The organism is Kitasatospora sp. NBC_01287 (assembly GCF_026340565.1).
Lineage (GTDB): Bacteria > Actinomycetota > Actinomycetes > Streptomycetales > Streptomycetaceae > Kitasatospora.
The window spans coordinates 1,905,860-1,928,334 of record NZ_JAPEPB010000001.1 but is presented as its reverse complement, the minus strand read 5'-3'; the positions used below and the strand labels follow the sequence as shown (position 1 = coordinate 1,928,334).

Sequence of the window (22,475 nt, the reverse complement as noted above, 5' to 3'; positions counted from 1 at the left end):
AGCGCCGCGGACACGGAGGAGCCCGTGCGCGGATGTTCCGGTGGATCCCCCGTCGGGTGCGCTCTGCCGGGCCGCGGCTCCCCCCGCGGTCCCACGAACCCCCCAAGGTCGCAGCGGCGTCGCGACCGGGCGCTGCCCGGCCGCGGATCTTGCCGCGGTGACGACCGGACGAAACGCTAACGCAGGGTCAGGTGACGCGACCAGTGGGTCACTTCGCTCCCGGTGCGATCCACCTGTCCGATTCCGCCCCGGCCGCACTGTGTCAGGTGGCGCGGGCGGCTGCGCGAGGTCGCCGGGGCGGGTGCGGATCCGCCTAGGCCAAGGGCATGTGCGGGTCAAAAAGCCGCCGGGCCGCCGGACGCCGAGTGGCGTCCGGCGGCCCGGAGTGGTTATTGGCGCAAACTCACCCCTGCGGCCGCGTTCCGGCCGGCTCGGCCACCACCGCGAGCGCCTCGATCTCCAGCAGGAACTCGGGGCGGAAGAGCGCGGCCACCGCGACCGCCGAGCTGGCCGGCGGACGGGTGGTGTCGATCACCGCGTCCCGCGCCTCGCGGATGGCCGGCAGGTGGGCGACGTCGGTGACGAAGATGGTCAGCTTGATCACGTCGTCGAAGCCCGCGCCCGCCTCGGCCAGGCAGCGACGGATGTTCTCGAAGACCTGCCGGGCCTGCGCGGCCGGGTCGCCGGGGCCGACCAGCTCGCCCCGCTCGTCCAGGGAGATCTGCCCGGAGACGGCGATCGTCCGGCCGGTACCCCAGGCGACCTGGCTGTAGCCGAACCCGGGAGCCAGGCCGACCGGGGCGATCACGTGGGTGGTGCTGCTCCTGGGGTCGTTCGTGCGGTCGTTCGTGGTGCTGCTCATCAGTGGCCCCGTTCTCGTTGTGTCAGGTCCAGGCCGCGCCGGCTCCGGTTCGACCTGCCGGAACCGTAGGTTCCGTGGAGGAAGATGATCAGCCCGCCCAGAGCGCCCACTGTATGCGGGTGATCGACTGCGAGCCGCCCCTCGCCGTCGATCACGACCGCCTCGAGCACTCACCGGCAGGACCGTCCTCATCACCCACGGCGCCGGCGGTCTGGCCTGCTTCGCCGGGGAGCTATGAGGATCGGGGTTGGTCCAGAGCCCCCAGGAGCCGTTCGACCTCGGCGATCACTTGATCCGCGCTCCGCGTGACGAGCTGCTCGACGACTTCATCGATCGTGTGGACGTAGGGACCCCCTGTCCATACGCGATACACGCCTTCATGGTCGAGTGTCACGAAGACGGGCACCGGTTCGCCCTGTCCCTCCCACCAGCGGGGGCCTGTGCTGAAGCACAGCCTTCCGAGGCTGGTGAACGGGTAGAATTCCGTGATCCGGGTTGATCTCGCCTTTTCCACCAGAACGGTCAGGCCGAGGCTCCCGGGGCGACCGTATCCTTCGTCCGTAGCGGCTGCGGATATGAGCATGAACTCCCATGCTGCATCCAGTGATTCATCCACCTGGCCTCCCTGTTCCTCACGACCTCGGTCACTCGACTGTGACCGAGGTCGTCGGCCGACCGGTAGTTCTTCTGTCAGCCCAGCCGCGCGAAGCCATCGTGCTGCCGGGTCTCGCGCTCGTGCCATGGTGCAGCAGGAACCCAGCTCAGCCTGTCCAGCCTCTGCGGCCGTGTGACTACATCGCTGGCGGGGAGGTGGCGGGGAGACCGTTGGGTTCTGTCACCCGGCCACCACCTGCTATGGCGCTGGTTCGTCCCACGGCATCGGGTACCGCGGTGCTCCTGGAGGGCGCCCTTCTCCGGCCCTCAGCTGCTTGACTTGGGAGTAGTCGCACGAGTCGAGGAAGGTGACCGCATCGATGGGCACCCAGGTCGTGACGGATCCCGGCTGGATCGATTCCGTATAGGGTTCGGCGGCAAGTACCTGCCTGTACCAGAGCGTCATCGAGACCTGGAGCCATTCGAATCCGCCTGGCCGCTCTTCTCGGGCGAGCAGCTCTACGAGGGCTTGGCCGTCACCGTGTGGATGGTTCATCAGGACCATGCAGCGGTCGGACGGTTCGGTCGCGGGGAAGATTTCCAGGTGCATGGAATGGCCTTCGGGATTCAGCATGGAGGGGCCCCGTCGAAGTTGAAGAACGTGGTCACCGCGCGCACTTCAGGGCTGCCGCAGACCTTCCTCAGCTCCAGTGAAGTCCAACCATTGCCGTAGTCAGTTCCGGCGAGGACGCCCTTGAGATCTAGCATTCCTTCGAGATTGAAGCTGATTTTACCTCCGCTGGCAACAGTGCGATCGATCATCGCGTTCAGACCGCTCTCAGTGGCGGTTCCTCGGGGGACTATGTCGCCAAAGACCGAGCCATCCTTGAAGGTTACCGCTCCCCTTTCGAGCGCGAACTTGTCAAGAGCCCAAGTTCCTCCGATGTTGTCGAGTCCGAGCGCCAGGTGGATCGGGTCCTTCGGGGTCGCCCGCGGATCGACCTTTGTTTCAGCGCCCCGTTCCTTGTACCTGGCCCGGAGCTCCTCGACGCTGAGGGCCCCGGCGCCCTCCTCTCCCCACGGCGTCAGGATGGCTGCCAGCGAGCCGGCCTGGTACGCGAGTGCGTTCGGGCAGGGTTGTGCGCCCGGGACGAGGGACGGTGTCAGTCCGAAGGTTGATGTGTCGATGTAGCCCTGGACGGCTTGAGCTGGGGCTTCGAGGAGGTCTTCGGTGCCCTGTTCGAGGTGTGCTCCGGCGGCTGCGGCCAGGGGGGTCTTCTGTGCGGCTGCGTCGTCCTCCGCCTTGCAGTGGCTCTGGCCCAGTGACGCGATGATGGCGTGCCAGGCGTCGTACAGCTTGGCGCCGAGGCCGCACTGGCCGCTGGGGTCGGTCAGGTAGGTGGGGGCGTCGTTGGTGTAGGTGTAGTCGCCGCTGTAGGGGATGGTGGGGCGGAGCTGGATCGGGTCGCGGGTGGTGAGGCGGCCGGTGGTGGTGTCGTAGCGGCGGGCGCGTAGGTCGAGTTGGTTGTCGGTCGGGTCGGTGTACTGGCCGGTGTACCCCATTGGTGCTGATGGCGGGGCGTTGGCGCCGATAGCGCTGGTGCTGCGGGCGCCGTAGGTGTCGTAGCCGTAGCGGACCTGCTGGGTGCCGGTGGCGTCGGTGAGGTCGGTGACGGATCCGAGCCAGTCGTGGTGGGCGTAGAAGGTGCCGGTGGCGGTCTGTTCCGACTCCACCTGGTTGGTCGGGTTGTAGGTGTAGTCGGCCTTCACGGCGCCGGTGGCGTCGGTCTCGGTGGCGATCTGCGGGAGTGGGGCGTTGGGGTCCCACTGGATCGCGCCGGTGACGGTGCCGTTGGCCTTGGCCGTGGTGCGGTTGCCCGAGGCGTCGTAGGTGTAGCTGTAGGTGGTGGCGCCGAGTGTCTCGCTCGCCTGGTTTCCGGCACCGTCGTAGGTGTAGCTGACGCCTCCCGCGGCGGCGATCGGGTCGGGGGTGTTGCTGGTCCACTGCAGGCCGATGTAGCGGTCGTAGACGTTGAACGTCGAGTCGGCCTGGACCACCGCGACCGCGCCGTTTCCGGGCCAGGTCTTGCTGTTCCACAACGCGTTCTTGGCGGTGTCGTAGACGACGAAGTTGCCGTCGGTCTGCATCGTGGCCGTGGCGCCCGGGTGTCCGCCGGTCTGGGAGGACCACAGGACCTGGCCGGAGGCGATGGAGGAGAGGACGAGGTTGCCGTCGCTCTGCATGGTCAGCCGGGCGCTGGAGGAGCTGATGGAGGCGCCGGAGGCGAGGCCGTTTCCGGCGGTGATGGTTGCGGAGGCGGCGGGGGTCTTGGCGCTGGTGGCGTCGCCGTCGGCATCGTAGGCGTAGCTCGTGGTGGTGCTGCCGGTGGCGGCCTGGGTCAGTTCGTCCGCGGCGTCGTAGGTGTAGTTGGTGGTCGCCGCACCGCTGGTCTGCGTCAGGCGGTTGCCGACCGCGTCGTAGGTGTAGGCCAGGGCGGAGCCGTTGAGGCAGCCGGTGGAGGTGGCGGGTGCGGAGCACCCCGTCAGCAGGCGGCCGCCGGCGTCGTAGGTGTAGGCCACCGCGGAGGTGCTGTCGGAATAGGTGGTGCCGGTGGGCAGGCTGCGCGCATCGTAACCGGTTGTCGCGATGATGCCGCGGGCGTCCACGGCGGTGGTCCGGTTGCCGTCCAGGTCGTAGGAGTAGCTGGTCCTGTGCCCGAGAGGGTCGGCGACGCTGGCCGGCCGGCCGTCGGCGTCGTAGGCATAGGAGGTGGTGTGGCTGTTGGCATCGGTGCGGGTGAGGATGTTGCCGTCCGCGTCGAAGCTGTAGGTGGTCGCGGCGCCGGTGGGCGCGGTGACCTTGACGAGGTTTCCGTCGGCGTCGTAGGCGTCGCCGGTCGCGTTGCCCAGCGGGTCGGTGACCGAGGTCGTGCGGTCGAGCGCGTCGACGACCGTGGTGGTGGTGTTGCCCAGTGGGTCGGTGACGGTCGTCTGGTTCCCGGCCGGGTCGTAGCCGTAGTTGGTGGTGTAGTTCGAGGCTGTCGCGCCGGTCGCGTTGCCGCGCGGGTCGACAGTGCTGCTGACCTGGCCACCGGGTCCGTAGGTCCAGGTGGTGGTACTGCCGGCGGCAGTGGTGGCCGAGACGCGGTTGCCGTCCGCGTCGTAGGTGTAGGAGGACGTGTGGCCCAGGGGGTCGGTACTGGACGCGAGCAGGCCGTGTGGGTCGTAGGTGTTGGTGGTGGCGGCGCCGGTGGGGTCGGTGGTGGAGAGGAGGTTGCCGTCGGCGTCGTAGGCACTGGTGGTGGTGTTGCCCAGCGCGTCGACGGCGGTGACGGGCCGGCTGAACGCGTCGTAGGTCGTCTTGGTGACGGCACCGCTCGGATCGGTGGTGCTGGTGAGGTTGCCGAGCGAGTCGTAGGTGTAGGACGTGGTGTAGGCAGCGGCGGTGGCGCCAGCGGCGTTGCCGCGTGCGGTGGTCAGGGTGAGACGGTTGTTGTCGGCGTCGTAGGTGGAACTGGTCGTCGCGCCGGTGGGGTCGGTGGCGGTGAGCTGGTTGCCGTTGGCGTCGTAGGTGTAGCTACTCCTGTTGCCAGCCGGGTCGGTGCTGGTCAGCAGGCGGTGCGCGTTGTCGTAGGTGCTCGTCGCGCGGTTGCCGAGCGGGTCGGTGACGGAGATGCGGTTGCCCGCGCCGTCGTAGCTGTAGAGGGCCTTGCCACCGGTCGGGTCGGTGCTGGTGAGCAGTCGGCCGGCGGCATCGAAGGTGTAGGTGGTGGTGTACTTCGTGGGGTCGGCGCCCGCGACGTTGCCGCGCGGGTCGGTGACACTCTGGCGGTCCCCGTCGGCGTCGTACGTGTAGCTGGTCCTGTTGCCGGCGGCGTCGGTCACCGAGGTGAGGTTCCCCGCGCCGTCGTAGCTGTAGCGGGTGGTGCGGTGCGCCGGGGAGGTCTGCGAGGCCAGCTGGCCATTGGTGGTGTAGGTGTAGAAGGTCGTGCCGCCGGCCGGGTCGATCTGGCTGATCAGGCGGTTCGCGGTGTCGTAGGCCGAGGTCGTCTTGGCCCCGCTGGGCGTGGTGTGCGAGGTCTGGTCGCCCGCACTGTTGTAGGTCCAGCTCTCCGTCGAACCGTCAGGAAGGATCCGGCTCGTCATGTGACCGGCGGGATCGTAGAGCAGTTGGGTGAAGTGCCCTTGGGCGTCGAGGACCTGCGACAGGTGCAGGTTGCTGTCGTAGGCGTAGTTGGTCTGGTTGCCGAGCGGGTCGATCGAGCGGTACAGCTCGCCGCCTGAGTAGATGTCGCTCCAGATGCCGCCGTTGGCGTCGGTGTAGCTGGAGTAGTTCGACAAGCTGTTGCTGTTGGCGGTACCGCTGAACTTGAGGGTTCGGCCGTTGGCATCGGTCTGTGAGGAGACCAGGCCGTTGGTGTAGGTCGTGCTCATGACCTGGTGCCCGGCCGGGTCGGTGATGCTGTTGAGCAGCCCGCCCGTGTCGTATCCGTAGACGGTGGTGCCGCCGTCGAGCCCAGTGACCGAGGTCAGCAGACGGGAGGTGTATCCGTAGCTGACGGACCGGCCGTCGGAGAGGCTGACTTTGGTCAGCAGGTAGGTGGAGGGGTCGAAGGCCAGCGTCGCGGTGTGTCCGGCCGCGTCGGTGATGCTGGACGGAGTGGTCGCGGTGCTGCCCTGGTAGTTGACGGTCAGCCCGATACCGTTGAGATCCGTCCACGTCTGGAGCCGGCCCGAGGTGCCGAACGTCAGGATCTGCTTGTCGGGAGTCGTCATCGTGTAGCCGGACGCGGAGTTCCCGGTGAGGGTGGAGCGCACCCCGTCCACTGGTGTGAGGTTCCCTGAGGAGCCGCGGTTGTAGGCAGCGACCGAGCCGTCCTCCAGTGTGACCTGGACCGAACTCGACGAGTCCTGGACCCTGGCGGAGTACGGAAATGTCCATTGCGCGCCGAAGACGCCGTTCTGGATCGTCGCGTGGTCCGAGGCGTAGGTGCGGTTCAGCACGAACGGAACACCCGGCGCGGACAGGCTGATGTCGGTCGCCTGCTCGTCCTCCGCCAGGGAGAGCGTGTTGACCGGGTCACCGCGGTGTCCCTGGATGGAGTCCCGGCCCGAGGAGTCGGCGCAGCCGCAGCCTGAGGTCTCGGCTGCAGGCACGCTCTGACCGTTGCTGTACGCCGTGAACGTCGCGGTCTGGACCTCGCTGCTCCAACCGGTGTCGCAGCTCCAGTCGCCGCTGTTGCGCGCCGCGCCGGGATTGGTGTGCGAGGCAGCGAGCTTGCCGTAATAGCCCACCCCGGCTTGAAGCTTCCCACCGCCGATACGGGCCGGAGGGTTGAGCATCGTCACCACGTCCGCCCAGAACGGGGCGGCGGTGCCGTCCGGGGCGACGGTGTTCTGGCAGGAGGAGGCATAAACCTGCTGATTGTCGGAAGCGCTGTACAGAGTGAAGTGATATGCGTACACACCCGAGTCAGGCCAGGTGACCGACCAGATCGTCGTCTGGTAGCTGAGGCTCGGAGTGTATTGCCGACCGTCACGCCAGGAAGTCGGCGGCCAAACGCCCGCCACAGCCGGCATATTCGGCCTGAGCTTCGCCTGTCCAGCCGCCACACCCGCCGGTGGCGGGATCACGACCCCGCCACCCGGAAGGCTGACACCGGGATCTGACCCAGCCTTGGGAAGGAGCGCATCGATCTCCGCCTGACGCTGCGCGGCCGTGTCGGGACGGGGCGGCGCAGGGATCTTTCGAACAGCAGCGGCAGAAGCCGGCCGCGCCTGGGGTGTCGGAGAAGTCGGGGATGCCCACGTCGGTGCAGACCCGAACAAACCTAACAGCATAGAAAGTACAACAGCTACCACCGTGACCGATTTACGGACACGCCACATCAGATCCCCCACAGAGTAGATGGTGCCTCGCGATCCCCTGTCGCGCATGCATGTCCATGTCTAGTTGATGAATCCGTCAGTGTGCGACATATTTAGGAAGAGATCGAACGATTGGCTGAATCGCATCAATGCCTTCCGGAAGATTCAGTGAGTGTTTCAGTAGCCTTCATGTCGGAAGTGTCCAGGGTTACTCAAGGGGCAAAAGTTACGCAGGTGGAAAGCGATTCGGTCTCGATTCCAATGACCCGCAGCACGTTCGAGCCATTTGCTGTCTCCGGTTTACTCAAGAGAAATCCGGAGCCAGTCACGGCCGAGCGTGGTGGGACCTCGGGCAGGTTCAACGCCGCCGGGGTCAGGTCGGTGGCGGAAGCGGGCTGCTGTGTGGCCGGCGCCGAGCTCGCGGTGGACGGAAGCCGGACCACCGGACCGGCCGTCAGGCACGTGATGGGGCAGCGGCGGAGCAGGCTGGAGAGCGGTACGGCGCCACCTGCGGCCGTGGTGTCGGTGGGGCGTGCGATGGTGAGGAGGAACAGCTCTCCAGGAGGTCCCCATGCCCCGCTTCGTCCCGGCGGTCGCCGACGAGCGCACCGCGCTGCTCGCCTTCCTCGCTCAGCAGCGCGCCGCCCTGGCCCACGCGGTGCTGGGTCTGACGGAGGAGCAGGCCTGGTCGGTGCCGAGTGCCAGCGAGCTCTCGTTGGCCGGTCTGCTCAAGCACGGCGCCGTCACCGAGCGGCGTTGGGTGGTGGCCGCGCTGGCCGGGCGCCCGCTGCCGGGGTTGTGGCCGATGACCGACCCCGGTGCGGACCTCACCCGTGCGCCGGGGGAGACGGTCCCGGCGCTGCTGGCGGCCTACCGGCGGGCGGCGGAGGAGACCGAGCGGATCATCGCCGAGCTGCCCGACCTCGGCGTTGCCTGCGCGAACGAGCAGGCGGCCCAGTGGTCGGCCCGCTGGGTGCTGCTGCACCTGATCGAGGAGACCGCCCGGCACGCCGGCCACGCCGACGTGATCCGCCAGTCGATCGACGGCGCCCACGCCGTCGAGCTGCTGGCCCGCGCCGAGGGGTAGGTGCCGAGGGGTAGGTGCCGAGCGCGGCAGCAGGCCGAGGGCAGTCGGGCTACTCGTAACGGTGCAGCAGCGCGTCGCGCTCGTTCTGCTCGACCTGCTCCAGGGTCAGGCCGTCCAGGGTGACCGAGAGGTGGGCGAGCGTCACCTCGGCCGAGCTCGGGACGGCGTCCTTGGGCAGCCACTGCTCGGGCTTCCACATCAGGCCGCGCAGCAGCGACTTGGGGCAGTGCCCGTAGACCTCCTCGACCCGCAGCACGATCGCGCTGCGCGGCGGCTTGCCGACGGCGGTCAGCTGGGCGAGCAGCTGCGGATCGGTCGAGACGCAGGCCCGGCCGTTCACCCGCAGCGTGTCGTTGCGCCCCGGGATCAGGAAGAGCAGCCCGGCCCGGCCGGTGGCGACGATGTTGTGCAGCGAGTCCAGCCGCTTGTTGCCGGTCGCGTCCGGGATCGCCAGGGTGTGCTCGTCCAGCACCGCGACGAACCCGGGCGGGCCGCCGCGCGGGCTCACGTCGCAGTGCCCCGCCGGGTCCGCGCTCGCCACCAGCACGAAGGAGGAGCAGCCGATCAGCCGCCGCGCCACGTCGTGGATCCGGTCCACCTGCTTGTGCATCGCGGCCTGGCTCGGCGCCTCGTAGATCGCGCGCAGCTCGGCGGGATCGCGGACGGCGCCGGCGCTCAGCGCGTCGAAGAGGTCGGTGGACTGCGATGTGCTCGTCATACCGCGCAATCTAGCCGAGGGGCCGGTGGCGGGGGGATACCGTTGATCCTGTGACGAATCCCGCGACAGATCCCGCAACGGATCCCGCAACTGCCCAGGTCGGCGGGCTGAGCACGGCGCTCGCCGAACTGCGCAGGGCGTTGGGGCCGGGCCGGGTGCTCGCCCCGGACGAGCCTGCCGCCGCCTTCGTGCGCGACGAGCGCGGACTGCTGCCCGCGCACCCGGCCGCGGTGCTGCGCCCGCGCGACACCGCCGAGGTGGCCACGGCGGTCGCGCTCTGCGCCCGCCACGGGGTGCCGGTGGTCCCGTTCGCCGGCGGCACCGGGTTGGTCGGCGGCGCGCTGCCGCTCGGCACCGGGACCCAGGTGGTGCTGAGCGTGCGCGAGTTGAACCGGATCCGCAGCGTGGCGCCGGCCGACTTCGCGCTCACCGCCGAGGCCGGCTGCGTGGTCGCCGACGTCCAGCGGGCCGCCGCCGCAGCGGGGCTGCTCTTCCCGCTGCGGCTCGCCTCCGAGGGCAGCTGCCGGATCGGCGGGGTGGTCGCCACCAACGCCGGCGGCAGCAACGTGCTGCGCTACGGCATGACCCGTGACCTGGTCCTCGGCCTGGAGGCGGTGCTGCCGGACGGTCAGGTGTGGCACGGGCTGCGCACCCTGCGCAAGGACAACACCGGCTACGACCTCAAACAACTGCTGATCGGCTCCGAGGGCACCCTGGGCATCGTCACCGCCGCCACCCTGCGGCTCTTCCCCGCCACCCGGCACCACGCCGTCGCCCTGCTCGCGCTGCCCGGCCCCGGCGCGCTCACCGGGCTGCTGGCGCTGGCCCGCGAACGGCTGGAGGAGCGGCTCACCGCGCTGGAGCTGTTCGGCCGCACCGGGCTCGACCTGGTGCTCGACCGGCTGACCGGCCACCGGGACCCGTTCGACCGGCCGCACCCTTGGTACGTGCTGGTGGAGGCGAGCGCGGCCCGGGACGGCGGGGCGCTGGCCACGCAGTTGGAGGGCCTGCTGGCCGAGGCGATCGAGCGCGGGGTGGCGGTGGACGCGGTGCCGGCCCTCGACCGGGCCCAGGCGCGCGCGTTCTGGGCGCTGCGCGAGGCGTTGCCGGAGGCCGAGAAGCGTGCGGGCGGGGCGATGAAGCACGACGTGAGCGTGCCGCTGGGCGCCATCGCCGAGTTCCTCCAAGCGGCGCAGGCCGCGCTGGCCCGGGAGTGCCCCGGCGCGGTGGTGAACGCCTTCGGGCATGTGGGCGATGGCAACGTTCACCTCAACGTGCTCGCTGGGCAAGGAAGTTCAGCAGTGGTCTACCGGGTGGTGGGCGAGTTCGGCGGCAGCATCAGCGCCGAGCACGGGATCGGCGTGCTCAAGCGGGAGGCGCTGGCGCAGGCCCGCTCGCCGCTGGAACTCACGCTGCTGCGCACGGTGAAGGCGGCGCTGGACCCGCAGGGGATCATGAATCCCGGGAAGCTGCTGTGAGCGCCTTGAAGTGCTGCAGCGTCGCCGTGACGGCGGTGGCCGGCTCGGTGGCGGTCCAGCCCAGTTCGCGCCGGGCCAGCGCGGCATCGGGCGTCACCTCGGAGCTCAGGAAGTGCAGCTCGCCGAAGGAGAGTTGCGGGGCGCTGCCGGTGACCCTCGCGGTCAGCTCGCCGACCGCCGCGAAGACCCAGGCGGCGGGCGCCGCCAGGGTCAGCGGGACCCGGGCGCCGGGGCGCACCGACCGCACCAACTCGGCGAGGGCCGGCAGTTCCAGGTAGCGGTCGGCGAAGAGGTAGCGCGAGCCGATGGGCGCCTCGGCGGCCAGCAGGTGCCCGCGCGCCAGGTCCTCGTTGAAGACCACCGCCATGCCGCCGGGAGGCAGCATCGGCACCCGGCCCCTGGCCAGGTCCACCAGCATCCGGTTGAGGGCGGTGGCCCGGGTCGGCCCGGGACCGAAGACCGCGGCGGGGTGGGTGATCCGGGCGGGCAGGCCGCGGGTCGCGACCGCCTCGGTGACCAGCCGGTCGGCCTCCTGCTTGGAGCGCTCGTAGGCGGTGCCGAGCGGCGCGTGCGCGAGCACGGACTCGTCGAAGGCGCCGTCCTGCGGGCGCTCGAAGACGTCCATGGTGCTGGTGTGCACGAAGCAGGCCACCCCCTCGGCGAGCGCCGCGTCCACCAGGTGCCCGGTGCCGGTGACGTTGACCCGGTGGAACTGCGCCTTGTCCCGCAGCCACTGCTCGGGCAGCCCGGCGGTGTGGAAGACGGTGTCGCAGCCCGCGACCGCGGCCCGCACGGAGGCGGCGTCGGTGACGTCCCCCACGACCGCGAGCACCCCGGCCGGCAGCACCCGTCCGGTCCGGTCCGGATCGCGCACCAGCGCCCGTACCCGGTCGCCGCGCTCGATGAGTTGACGGGCCGGCGGGTGGCCGACGGTCCCGGTCACACCGATGATCAGGACCTGACGCACGGTCACTCCCGGGGTCGGGGCGGCGCTTTCGGGCGCGCCGGGCGGGTGCCCCGCCCCCGCCCTCGCCCGCGGCTGTGCGGAGCGACACGGCGCCAAGACCTGCTATGGTACGAACCATTCTATCGATGAATGATTAGTTCATGGAATCGTCGCAAGGAGAACCGCATGCTGTCCGTCGCACCCGGCGTGACCCACGTCGCCACCTCCAAGACCAGCAACGCCTTCGTGGTCGAAGGCGACGCGGGCCTGATCCTGGTCGACGGGGGCCTGGCCAAGGGGGTCGGCGCGCTGCTGAAGGCGATCGAGGAGCTGGGCCGCAGGCCCGCCGACGTCACCGGCATCGTCATCACCCACGCCCACCCCGACCACGTGCAGGCGGTCCCCGAGCTGCGGGCGCGCACCGGTGCCAGGGTGCTCATCCACCGTGCCGACGCCGCCTGGCTGCCGGCCGGCCGGGTGCCGGCCGGGTGCCGCTCCGGCGTGCTGGCCCGCGGGCTCGACAACCTGCCGCTCGGCCGGTGGACGCCGTTCGAGGCCGACGAGGTCCTGGAGGACGGCGACCTGGTCGAGGGCTCCGGCGGGCTGCGGGTCGTCCACACCCCCGGCCACACGCCGGGCCACATCGTCCTGCTGCACGAGCCCGCCGGCGCCGCGCTGGTCGGCGACGCCCTGTTCCGCGGCAGCAAGCTCGGGCTGGGGCCGGCGATGTTCTCCTTCGACCCCGCCGCCCGGGCGGGGGCCCTGAGTCGGATCCCCGCCGATGTCAGGGCCGTCGGCTTCGGCCACGGTGACCCGCTCACGGGCGCCGAGGTGGACCTCTTCCGCGCCTTCCTCGACCAGCAGCGTTGAGCGTTAGGAATTCTGACGAGGCGTCAGAACGGCATCGGCCCCCGGTCCGCCGCCCGTGCGGGCGGCGGACCGGGGGCAGGTGTGCGGGGCCGGAGCGGTGTCCGGCCCCGGGCGGGCGGGGCTAGTTGATCGCGAAGTCGTCCGCGAGGACGTTGCCCTGGCCGTACCAGCCGTGCACGTAGACGGTGGCCTTGCCGGTCGCGTCCGTGGTGAACGGCACGGTCAGCTGGGTCCAGCTGCTGGAGTTGGCCCAGGTGGAGCCGGTGGCGCCGCCGCTGACGCCGATGTAGGCGTAGTTGCCCTGGACCCAACCCGTCAGCGTGTAGGCGTGGTTGGGCAGCAGGGTGACGGCCTGGTCGCACTCACCGGTCTGCGCGGCGGTGGGCGTCACCTGCAGCGCGTGGCTGCCGGAGTGCGCCGGGGTGCTGACCACGGCGCCGCCGGTCTGGCAGGTCCACGGGCTCAGGCTGCCGGTCTCGAAGCCACCGTTGGCCAGGCCGCTGCCACCGCTGGAGCCGTTGACGGTCAGGGTGTAGGTGGCGGTGTGGCTGCCGGAGGCGGCGGTGCCGGTGATGGTCAGCGGGTAGCTGCCGGGCGCGACGGCCGCGGTGGTGCTGATGGTGAGGGTGCTGCCGGCGCCGGCCGTCACGCTGGTCGGGCTGAGCGAGGCGGTGACGCCGGCCGGGGCGCCGGAGACGGAGAGCGCGACGCTCTGCGCGCTGCCGGAGGTGACGGCGGTGCTGACCGCGGCGGTGGCGCCCGCGCCGGCGGTGACCGAGCCGCTCGCCGGGCTGACGCTCAGCGAGAAGTCGTTGGTGGTGGTCCCGTTGACGGTCAGGGTGTAGGTGGCAGTGTGGCTGCCGGAGGCGGCGGTGCCGGTGATGGTCAGCGGGTAGCTGCCGGGCGCGACGGCCGCGGTGGTGCTGATGGTGAGGGTGCTGCTGCCGCCGGCCGTCACGCTGGTCGGGCTGAGCGAGGCGGTGACGCCGGCCGGGGCGCCGGAGACGGAGAGCGCGACGCTCTGCGCGCTGCCGGAGGTGACGGCGGTGCTGACCGTGGCGCTGGTCGAGGCACCGGGCAGCACCGAGCCGCTCGCGGGGGAGGCGCTCAGCGAGAAGTCGTTGGTGACCACGCCGCCGCCGGAGGTGAAGGGCTCCAGGGCGTGGCTGAAGTCCCAGGTGCCCTGGCTGATGCCGGAGCAGGTGTCGGAGCCGGCGGTCCCGAGGCAGCCGCCGTTGTCGCGCTGCAGGGCCCAGAACGAGAGGGTGTTGACGCCCTTGGTGGTGGCCCAGTTCTGCACCGCGCCGGCGTCGGCGACCGTGGTGGTCTCGGCCGCGCCGTAGTCGTCGATGCCGGGCATCAGGGTGATCCCGATCGACCCCCAGAGCTGGGCGGCCGTCTTCGTCGGGTAGAGCTTGGCCAGCTGGCCGTAGAGGCCGCTGGCGGCGTTCTCCGCGTCGGTGGCCATCTCGTGGGTGGCACCGTCGTAGTAGTCGAACGTCATGATGTTGACGACGTCGATCCGGGCGTTGTTGGTGACCGCGTTCTTCAGCACGGCCAGGCCGCTGGCGGCCAGCCCGCTGGTGGTGGTCGGCAGCGTGTAGGAGAACTGGACGTTGCGCCCGTTCGCCGTCGCCCAGTCCTCGACCAGCTTGATCGCCTTGTTGCGGCGGTCGATGCCGGCCGTGTTGGTCAGCGAGTTGTCCTCGGTGTCGAGGTCGATCCGGCTGACGTTGTACGTGGTGATCACGTTCTCGTACTGCGCCGCGATCTGGTTAACGTCGGTGCAGCTGTCGGCGATCTCGGTGCCGCCGTCGTCGGCGGCGTAGCCGCCGAAGGACGGGACGACGTCGCCGCCGCCGGCCTGGATCGAGCTGATCTGGCTGCCGAAGGTCGCGGCCGCGACCGGGCTGCTCGTGTCGCCGTTCCAGTAGGCGGTGCACGAGCCCTTGGTGGCGGCCTGGATGAAGGCCATCGACAGGTACTTGTTGCCCGACTGGGAGGCCAGGGTGGCCGGGTTGTCGCCGTTGTAGGCCTCGAAGTACGGGGCGAAGACGTGGGCGGGCAGCGGCGTGGGCGCGGCGGCCTGGGCGGCGGTGGTCGCGCCGATCACCATGCCGGCCGAGGCGGCCAGCGTGGCGCCGGCGGTCAGCACGGCCTGGACGGATCTGTGAAGTCGCATTCGGTGCTCCAGCAGACGTGAAACGGGAAGGGGGATGGTGCGGTGACAGAGATGTGCGGTTACGGAGATGTGCGGTTACGGAGATGCGCGATGACTGAGATGCGCGATGACGGAGGTGTGCGGTGAACGGCGGTGATCCGAACCGGATATGGGCATGACAACGAGCGGCGCGGAGGCCTCGCGTCGTGGTCGGGGTGGCGCGGATCGGTAGGGGGCGGGTGGGCAGGTCAGGGCAGGGCAAGTCCCTGCCGGCCGGTGGTCACACCCCCACAGTGCATCCCGGTCGGATGGACAGACCTTATGGTTGGACTAGACCACTTATCTGTCAAGAGTCCTAACAATCACTCAGCCGGACCCGGGGACCGGATCCGGCTGAGTGATGTTCAGTCAGTGGTGTTCAGGGAGGGGGGTCGAGTGGCCGTCAGTGACTACCCACCGTGAGCAGATGCCCGCTGATGCCGAGCAGTGAGGGCTCCGACTCGGCCCGGCGCAGCGCGTCCAGCACCACCGCCCGCTGCGCCGGGTCGTCGAGCCGCTCCTCGATCCCCAGCAGCCAGGCCGCACCCTCCAAGCCGTACTGTCCGTGCACGATCAGCCCGGCCTCGGTGAACTCCGCCGGGACCTCGTCGGCCAGGTGGAAGTAGGCGGTGGTGAAGAGGTTCTGGTCGGTGGCGGGACGCAGTTCGCCGGTGGCCACGCAGGCATCGGTGGCCGCCCGGTTGGCCGGCTCGAAGTACGCGCCGCTGCGCATCGTGTCGTAGAGCCCGGCGAACCGGTTGATGGTGGCGGCCACCACGAGGCCGCCGGGCCGCACCACCCGGCGGGCCTCGGTCAGCGAGCGCAGCCGGTCGGCGCGCTCGGGCAGGTGGTAGAGCGGGCCGAGCAGCAGCGCCACGTCCACCGACGCGTCGGCGGCGGGCAGCTCGCGTGCGTCACCGAGCGTAGCGGTAACGCCGGGCAGTTGGCTTGCCTGCTCGACGTGCAGCGGGACCGGGTCGAGCAGTTCCACCTGATGTCCGTCGGCTGCCAGCCACTCGGCGTGGACGCCCGCGCCGCCGCCCACATCCAGCACCCGCAGCGCCCGGCCGTCCGGCGCGGCCGCGGCGAGCAGTCGGCGCAGCACGTCCTGGGTGCGCCACAGTTCCAGCTGGTTCTTGCCGCGCAGCAGGCGGCCGGCCTCCTGGCCGCGGTCGTAGTAGGCGAGGACTTCCGGGGCGAGCGACTTCGTCATGATCCAGCAGCCTGGCCGTGACGGCGCCGGCAATGCAAGCGATTTCCTTCGGCGATCGGCTGGTCACCCTCGGTGGCGAAGCTGGTGACAACGACCACAGGCCGAGCGGGACTACGACCTGCCGTCGTAGTCGCTGACCCGGGCGGGGGAGGGGGTGGGCGGCCGGAGCGGGGCCGGCCGACGACCGACCGTCGTAGTGGCGCTGCTTGCTGCCCCGGGACGGACCGGGTTAAACCTGGACGAGTCGCCAAGCGCGCCGCCCGCACCGGGGCTGCTGTTCCGGTGCCGCCACCTTCTGGCCTCCGGGGCGGAGCGCTTTCCGTACGGCACCGACCGACACCGGGGTGCCCACGGTCACCGACGCGCCTTCACCAGCCAGCGGCCTGCTGCCGCGCTGCTGCCGTGCGCCCGGGACCGGCAACACGAACGAGGTAGCCCGAGCATGCGCAACGCCCTGATGACCACCGTCCGCCGACGATCCTCCGTGGTCCTCGCCTCGGCCGGCCTGGCCGCCACCGTTGCCGCCTCCGCCGTGGCCTTCGCGCTGCCGTCCGACGCCGCAACCACCGCCGCCCCGGCCCAGGCGGGCCACGCCACCGGGGCCCCGGCCGGCGCGCACGGTGACGTGCTCGCCTTCAGTGCCGCCAAGCCCGCCACCGTCTCGATCGAGGACGCGAGCCATGTGACGCCGAACACCGCGCAGGGCGGCGGTCACGCCGCGGCCTTCGCGCCCTTCGGTACCGGGGTCGGTGCCAAGGCGCAGGCGGAGCCCGCGCCCCAGCCGCAGCAGGCGCCGCAGCAGGCTCCCGTGCCCGCGCCCGCTCCCGCTCCCGCCGAGCAGCCGCAGCCCGCGCCTGCCCCCGCTCCGCAGCCGCAGCCGGCGCCGCCGAAGCCGGCCGCCCCGGTGGCCACCGACACCAGCCCCAGCGGCATCCGCGCGTTGGCGCAGAGCATGGTGCCCGCCGGTCAGTGGGCCTCCTTCGCCAACATCGTCAACCACGAGAGCAGCTGGAACTTCAAGGCCACCAACCCCTCCTCCGGCTCCTACGGCCTGGGCCAGGCGCTTCCCGCGAGCAAGATGGCCTCGGCCGGCTCGGACTGGCGCACCAACCCGGTGACCCAGATCAAGTGGACGCTGAACTACATGAACGAGCGGTACGGCAGCCCGAACGCGGCCTGGTCCTTCTGGCAGACCCACCACTGGTACTGAGTGGACCGGTCCTGACCCTGGCTGAACACCGACGGCGCGGGCCCCGGGCGGAGAGATCCGTCCGGGGCCCGCGCCGTCGGCGTTCAGCGCCGTGTCCGTGTCTGTTGCCGCTGCCCGCGGGGCTGGGCCGGGCGGCACGGCGCGCCGTGCCGCTCAGCCGAGGCCGTTGGCCTTGACCCAGTCCTTGGCCACCGCCTGCGGGTCGTCCTTGTCGATCGACACCTTCTTCATCAGGGTCACCAGCCCGGCCGTGTCCAGCTTCGCCGAGACGGCGTTGAGCGCCGCACTCGCGGTGGAGTCCACCCCGGCCTTGTAGACCAGCGGCGTCACGTTCTGCGCGCCGAACAGGTCCTTCGGGTCGGCCAGCGAGACCAGGCCCAGCTGCAGCAGCTTCGGGTCGGTGGTGAAGACGTCGCCGACCTGGACGGTGCCGTCCTTGATCGCGTTCGCGGTGGTGTCCGCGGTGGGCTTCCAGTCCTTGAAGGTCAGCCCGTAGACGTCCTTGAACTGCTGCTCACGGCGCGACTTGAACTCCGGCATGCCGCCCACGGTGAAGTCGGCGGCCTGCGGGGCCAGGTCTGCGATGGTCTTCAGGTTGTACTTGGACGCGGTGTCCTGGCTGACGGTCAGCGAGTCCTTGTCCTCGGCCGCGGCCGAGTCCAGGATGCCCAGGCTGCTGGGCAGTTCCTTGGTCAGCGCGGCGTTCACGTCGGACTCGGTGGCCGCGGTCGACTTGCTGTCCAGGTAGGCGAGCAGGGCGCCGTTGTACTCCGGCAGCACCGTGAGGTTGCCGTCCTTGATCTGCCCGTAGAGCACCTCGCGGCTGCCGATGTTGAACTTCTCGGTCACCTTGACGCCCTTGGCCTGCAGCGCCTGCGAGTAGATCGAGGCGAGCAGCACGTTCTCCGGGTAGTTCGCCGACCCGATCACCACGGTCGAGTTGCCGCTCGCGGCTTTTGAACTCCCGCCCAGCGGATCACTCGACGAGGAGCTGGAGCAGGCGCTGGCCGCCAGTGCGACGGCGCTGAGCAGGACGGCGGAGCTGAAGGCGCGCGAACGCGAACGCATGGAAGGTCCTTCGTTGTTGGAGGGGGGAGGAACAGGGAGCGGGGAGCAGCGGGGAGGAGCGCCGGTCAGCGCCGGCGCAGCCCGGCGGGCAGCGCGAAGCGGTTCAGCGCCGCGAAGATCAACTGGGTGGCCACCGCGAGCAGCACCACCAGGAGCGCGCCGCCGAGGGTCTGCGGGAAGTCCTTGGTGGCCAGCCCGTCGACCACGTAGCGGCCCAGGCCGCCCAGGCCCACGTAGGCGGCGACGGTGGCGGTCGCGATCACCTGGACGGCGGCGGTGCGCAGGCCCGCCAGCAGCGCGGGCAGCGCCCACGGCACGCAGACCTGCCAGAGCACCTGGGGATGCGTCAGGCCGATGCCCCGAGCGGCGTCGCGCAGGTCGGGGTCGGTACCGCGCACCCCCTCGCAGGCGGCGACCAGCAGCACCGGGGCGGCCAGCGCCACCAGCGGCACCAGCACGGCGGTGTCGCCGACCCCGGCGACCAGCACCGCGAGGGTGACCAGGCCCAGGGTGGGCAGTGCCCGGGCCGCGCCGGTGAGCGCGGTCACCAGCCCGGCGGCCCGGCCGGTGTAGCCGAGCAGCAGGCCCAGCGGCACCGCGAGCAGGATCGCGAGGCCGAGCGCCTCGCCGGTGAGGATCAGGTGCTCGCTGACCCGGTTGCCGATCGAGTCCGGGCCGTGCAGCCGGTCCGGATCGGTGAAGAACGTCGACAGCCAGCTGAACCAGTTCATCGTCCCACCGCCGATTCCCGGACCGCCCACGGCGCCAGCAGGCGCCGGGCCAGCAGCAGCACCGCGTCGGTGGCCAGCGCGAGGACGGCCACCAGCACGATGCCCGCCACGATCGGCGTCGGGAAGGTGCGCTGGAAGCCGTCGATGAAGAGGTAGCCCAGGCCGCCGCGTCCGACCAGCGCGCCGACGCTGGCCAGCGAGATGCTGGAGACCGCGGCCACCCGCAGACCCGCCATCAGGTAGGGCACCGCGGAGGGCAGTTCGACCGCCGCCAGCCGTCGCCAGGGACCGTAGCCGAGCGCGGTGGCCGCCTGCCGGACCGGCTCGGGCACCGCGCGCAGCCCGTCCACCGTGGTCGGCAGCAGCACGGCGAGCGCGTAGCAGGTCAGCGGGATCATCACAGTCGCCTGGGTGGCCAGTCCGGTGTACGGGATCAGCACCACGAAGACCGCGAGTGAGGGCAGTGCGTAGACCACGTTGAAGACCGCGGCCAGGGGTTGGTAGAGGCGCGGGAAGCGGGTGCAGAGCAGGCCGAGCGGCAGCGCCAGGGCCAGCCCGATCAGGACCGGCACCAGCGAGATCACCGCGTGGTCGAGCAGCAGGCCCCAGAGGTAGCCGAGGTGGTCGCCGATCCAGGGCCAGCGGACCAGGGGTTCACCGTCCATGGCCCGCTCCACTGCCGGCGGCCTGGTCGGCGGGTATGCCGGCGCTCTCGGCGGCTTCCGCGGTCGCGGTGGTCTTCGTGAGCGCGGTCGCCGGGCTCGCGGCGGTGCCGGTAGCCGCGGTGGTGCTGGTGGTCGCGGTGGTCGCCAGGGCGGCGGCCTGCGGGCCCGCCGCGTCGAGTGCGTCGAGCACCGCCGCGCGGGGCGCCAGCCCGAGCACCCGGCCGTCCGCGTCCACCGCCACCGCCGCGCGGGCGGGGGAGAGGACGGCGCTGTCCAGGGCGGTGCGCAGGGTGTCCGCGCCCGGGTGGAAGACGGCGACGTGGCGGATCGTTTCGCCGCTCTCGGACCGCTGCCAGCCGCTCGGCCGGCCCTGTTCGTCCACGGTCAGCGTCCAGCCCTCGTAGGGACCGGCGGGCGGCAGCAGCGCGATGCCCGCCGCCGGGCGCAGCGCGAGCCCGCGCAGGCCGCGGTCGCGGCCGAGGAAGGCGGCCACCTGCTCGTCGGCCGGGGCGCTGAGCAGCGTGGCGGGATCGGCGACCTGGCCGATCCGGCCGTGCTCGCGCAGCACCACGATCTGGTCGCCGAGCCGCACCGCCTCCTCGATGTCGTGGGTGACGAAGAGCACGGTCTTGTTCAGCTCGCCCTGCAGGCGCAGCAGTTCCTCCTGCAGGCCCGCCCGGACCACCGGGTCGACCGCGCTGAACGGCTCGTCCATCAGCAGCAGCGGCGGATCGGCGGCCAGTGCCCGGGCCACCCCCACCCGCTGCTGCTGCCCGCCGGAGAGCTGGAACGGGTAGCGCTTGGCCGTCTCCGGCGCGAGCCCGACCAGTTCGAGCAGCTCCATCGCCCGGGCCCGGGCCCGCTTGCGGTCCCAGCCGAGCAGGTACGGCACGGTGGCGATGTTGTCCAGCACCTTGCGGTGCGGGAAGAGCCCGGCCTGCTGGATCACGTAGCCGATGCCGCGGCGCAGCTTGGCGGCCTCCAGCTGGGCGACATCGGTGCCGTCCAGCAGGACCCGGCCCGAGGTCGGCTCGATCATCCGGTTGACCATCCGCAGGATGGTCGTCTTGCCGCAGCCGGACGGCCCGACCAGCACAGTGGTCCGGCCCTCGGGCACGGTGAGGTCGAGGCCCTCGACGGCGATGGTGCCGTCCGGATGGCGCTTGCCGGCGCCGTCGAATCTGATCACTGAGCAGTTCCTAGCTGGGTGCCGGAGCACCGTCGTCGGTATGGCGGGTGAAGCGTTGTCAGGGCGGACACCCGTGGCTGCCTGCCCCCGCCAGGACCAAGGGAAACCCTGAACGGCGATCGGTGACGGATCCGACACGCCGGGCGGACCTGGTCCGATGTCAGATTCTGGGTGACATTCGGTCGATCGTGAACCGAATTCGGATCGGATGTGACGCGTGCGTGACGGTGTGTCGTGGTGCGGTGGTGCCGTGCCGCGGTGCCGCGGTGCCGCGGTGCCGCGGTGGTGCGCGGGTCAGGCGGGCTGCGGTCCCGGGACGGTCGGCAGGCCGGCGGCGGCCCAGCCGACGAAGCCGCCGTCCAGGTCGGTCGCCCGGTGCAGCCCCAGCTCGCGCAGCGAGGCGGCGGCCAGGCTGGAGGCGTAGCCCTCGGAGCAGACCAGCACGATCGGCAGGTCGTATCCGGTGGCTTCGGGGATCCGGTGGCTGCCGGTCGGGTCGAGGCGCCACTCCAGGACATTGCGCTCGATCACCAGTGCGTCCGGGATCTGCCCCTCGATGCCGCGCTGGGCGGCCGGCCGGATGTCGATCAGCAGCGCGCCGTCGTGCTGCTGCGCGCGGTAGGCCTCCTGCGCGCCCGGGCGGTGCACGCCCGCGCGAGCCCGTGCGACCAGGTCGTCGATGGTGGTGGTCACCACTGCTCCTTTCCTTCGCGTGCCGTCAGCCGCAGGCCGCTGGCGCGCAGCTCGTACCGGGACATCTCGTTCAACGGCGGTGAGTACGCGTGGATGGTCACCGCCGGGCCGGTGGTGGTGTTCCGCACATCGTGCAGGAACTCGGGCCCGAACGCCCGCGCCGCACCGGTCGGCAGCCGCCGGGTGTGCAGCTCGCCGTCCGCCCCGCCGATCGAGAGCTCCTCCAACTCCCCGAGGGCCACCGTGAAGGCGCCCCGGGAGCCGCCGTGGTCGTGGAATCCGGTCGACTGGCCCGGCAGCCAGCTGATCAGCCAGATCTCGTGATCCTCCGTCAGGCTCAGCCGCTCGTACCAGCGTTCCTCGACCGAGAGGCGGACCTTGTCGATCCACTCCGCCGGCCGCTCGGCCAGCTCGGTGACCAGCGCGCGCAGCGCCGCGGGCGTGAGGGGGGCCGCGGTTGCCCCGGTCTCGACCGCGGGCGCGGGTGCGAGCGCGGCCGCGAGTGCGGATGTGGCTGCGGGTGTCGGGGCGGGTGTCGGGGCGGGGCTCAGGTCTGTGGTCATGCGGGAGTCCTCACGGAAGCTCGGGAGGCGCGCGCTCGCATCGTCGGCCCGGGAGGGACGGTGGCATGGACGGCGGGTGCGCTGATGACGACGGTGGCGAGGCTGCGGAGAAGACCACGCGGTTCGCGCACCCCGGCAGGCGGTCACAGGGCTGAACGAGGACGTGGCGTAGCAGGAGAGCGGAGGCTCAGCCGGTCAGCAGGCACACATGTCGCTCGCCTGGCGTCGCAGATCGACGTGCAGGCGGCAGACGAGAACGGTGCCGTGGTCCATGCCCGAGATAGTGGTTGATCGGCCACCGGGACGTCAAGCCGGTGGACGGCGGGTCTCACCAAACGAGCCGGTCGGCCCGCCGCTCGCGCCCGGTCGTTCGAGCCTGCCGCGAGCGGCGGCCGAGCCTGCCCGTGACCAGGGGCTCCGGCGGACAGGCTGACGTTCGACCGCGGCACGGTCCGCGACGTCGTGATCGACGCGGTGGTCAGCTCCTGGAGCCGGGCTGACTCTGGCACGTCCGGCGCGC

18 protein-coding genes are annotated in these 22,475 nt (G+C 71.1%); 4 read left to right on the top strand and 14 right to left on the bottom strand.

The genetic code is table 11. The features are described 5' to 3' along the window. Window positions 1-403 precede the first annotated feature (403 nt). The 4 genes from OG455_RS07975 to OG455_RS07960 form a co-directional block, all read right to left on the bottom strand. Window positions 404-862, bottom strand: a complete 459-nt coding sequence (locus OG455_RS07975; protein ID WP_266291597.1) for a RidA family protein — start codon at window positions 860-862, stop codon at window positions 404-406. 232 nt (window positions 863-1,094) lie between these two features. Then, window positions 1,095-1,478, bottom strand: a complete 384-nt coding sequence (locus OG455_RS07970) for a hypothetical protein (RefSeq protein WP_266291595.1) — start codon at window positions 1,476-1,478, stop codon at window positions 1,095-1,097. A gap of 237 nt (window positions 1,479-1,715) precedes the next feature. After that, window positions 1,716-2,090, bottom strand: coding sequence for a hypothetical protein (locus tag OG455_RS07965; RefSeq protein ID WP_266291593.1), 375 nt, complete (start codon window positions 2,088-2,090; stop codon window positions 1,716-1,718). Continuing rightward, window positions 2,084-6,922 carry a DUF6531 domain-containing protein gene (locus tag OG455_RS07960; protein ID WP_266291591.1) on the bottom strand — a complete coding sequence of 1,613 codons (4,839 nt, stop codon included), beginning with the start codon at window positions 6,920-6,922 and terminating at the stop codon, window positions 2,084-2,086. The genes OG455_RS07965 and OG455_RS07960 overlap by 7 nt, the downstream gene beginning before the upstream one ends. Before the next feature lie 973 nt (window positions 6,923-7,895). Between OG455_RS07960 and OG455_RS07955 the strand changes: the two genes are divergently transcribed. Next, window positions 7,896-8,411, top strand: coding sequence for a DinB family protein (locus tag OG455_RS07955; protein ID WP_266291589.1), 516 nt, complete (start codon window positions 7,896-7,898; stop codon window positions 8,409-8,411). Window positions 8,412-8,460: 49 nt separating this feature from the next. Here the strand turns inward: OG455_RS07955 and OG455_RS07950 are convergent, their stop codons facing one another. Next, window positions 8,461-9,129, bottom strand: a complete 669-nt coding sequence (locus OG455_RS07950) for an MSMEG_1061 family FMN-dependent PPOX-type flavoprotein (protein ID WP_266291587.1) — start codon at window positions 9,127-9,129, stop codon at window positions 8,461-8,463. Window positions 9,130-9,179: 50 nt separating this feature from the next. On the opposite strand from OG455_RS07950, the gene OG455_RS07945 reads away from it, so the two are divergent. After that, window positions 9,180-10,607, top strand: a complete 1,428-nt coding sequence (locus OG455_RS07945; RefSeq protein ID WP_266291585.1) for an FAD-binding oxidoreductase — start codon at window positions 9,180-9,182, stop codon at window positions 10,605-10,607. Here OG455_RS07945 and OG455_RS07940 read toward each other — a convergent pair. Beyond that, window positions 10,582-11,574, bottom strand: a complete 993-nt coding sequence (locus OG455_RS07940; RefSeq protein WP_266291583.1) for an NAD-dependent epimerase/dehydratase family protein — start codon at window positions 11,572-11,574, stop codon at window positions 10,582-10,584. The genes OG455_RS07945 and OG455_RS07940 overlap by 26 nt on opposite strands. A 165-nt stretch (window positions 11,575-11,739) precedes the next feature. Here OG455_RS07940 and OG455_RS07935 point away from each other — a divergent pair, with 165 nt between their 5' ends. Continuing rightward, entirely contained in the window at window positions 11,740-12,423 is a 684-nt protein-coding gene (locus tag OG455_RS07935; RefSeq protein ID WP_266291581.1) for an MBL fold metallo-hydrolase, read from the top strand. 121 nt (window positions 12,424-12,544) lie between these two features. Here the strand turns inward: OG455_RS07935 and OG455_RS07930 are convergent, their stop codons facing one another. Together OG455_RS07930 and OG455_RS07925 are read right to left on the bottom strand one after the other, a co-directional pair. Beyond that, the gene (locus OG455_RS07930; RefSeq protein ID WP_266291579.1) at window positions 12,545-14,605 is read right to left on the bottom strand and encodes a glycosyl hydrolase family 18 protein; all 2,061 of its coding nucleotides are present in this window, start codon (window positions 14,603-14,605) and stop codon (window positions 12,545-12,547) included. A 421-nt stretch (window positions 14,606-15,026) separates the two neighbouring features. Further along, on the bottom strand, window positions 15,027-15,836 hold the full coding sequence (locus OG455_RS07925) for a bifunctional 2-polyprenyl-6-hydroxyphenol methylase/3-demethylubiquinol 3-O-methyltransferase UbiG (protein ID WP_266291577.1): 810 nt from the start codon (window positions 15,834-15,836) through the stop codon (window positions 15,027-15,029). A gap of 442 nt (window positions 15,837-16,278) precedes the next feature. Here OG455_RS07925 and OG455_RS07920 point away from each other — a divergent pair, with 442 nt between their 5' ends. Then, a complete protein-coding gene (locus OG455_RS07920) occupies window positions 16,279-17,046 on the top strand; it encodes a transglycosylase SLT domain-containing protein (RefSeq protein ID WP_266291575.1) in 768 nt (255 codons plus the stop codon). Window positions 17,047-17,199: 153 nt separating this feature from the next. On the opposite strand, the gene OG455_RS07915 is transcribed toward OG455_RS07920, so the two are convergent. The 6 genes from OG455_RS07915 to OG455_RS07890 form a co-directional block, all read right to left on the bottom strand. Then, window positions 17,200-18,114 (bottom strand): ABC transporter substrate-binding protein, encoded by a 915-nt coding sequence (locus tag OG455_RS07915; protein ID WP_266291573.1) that lies wholly within the window; start codon window positions 18,112-18,114, stop codon window positions 17,200-17,202. Between the two features lie 65 nt (window positions 18,115-18,179). Continuing rightward, a complete protein-coding gene (locus tag OG455_RS07910) occupies window positions 18,180-18,845 on the bottom strand; it encodes an ABC transporter permease (RefSeq protein ID WP_266291571.1) in 666 nt (221 codons plus the stop codon). Continuing rightward, complete coding sequence (locus OG455_RS07905) at window positions 18,842-19,510, bottom strand: ABC transporter permease (protein ID WP_266291569.1); 669 nt, start codon at window positions 19,508-19,510, stop codon at window positions 18,842-18,844. Before OG455_RS07905 ends, OG455_RS07910 begins: the two co-directional genes overlap by 4 nt. Then, on the bottom strand, window positions 19,500-20,699 hold the full coding sequence (locus tag OG455_RS07900) for an ABC transporter ATP-binding protein (protein ID WP_266291567.1): 1,200 nt from the start codon (window positions 20,697-20,699) through the stop codon (window positions 19,500-19,502). The genes OG455_RS07905 and OG455_RS07900 overlap by 11 nt, the downstream gene beginning before the upstream one ends. Window positions 20,700-20,993: 294 nt before the next feature. Further along, window positions 20,994-21,392 (bottom strand): rhodanese-like domain-containing protein, encoded by a 399-nt coding sequence (locus OG455_RS07895; protein ID WP_266291565.1) that lies wholly within the window; start codon window positions 21,390-21,392, stop codon window positions 20,994-20,996. Then, a complete protein-coding gene (locus OG455_RS07890) occupies window positions 21,389-21,955 on the bottom strand; it encodes a cysteine dioxygenase family protein (protein ID WP_266291563.1) in 567 nt (188 codons plus the stop codon). The genes OG455_RS07895 and OG455_RS07890 overlap by 4 nt, the downstream gene beginning before the upstream one ends. Window positions 21,956-22,475 lie beyond the last annotated feature (520 nt).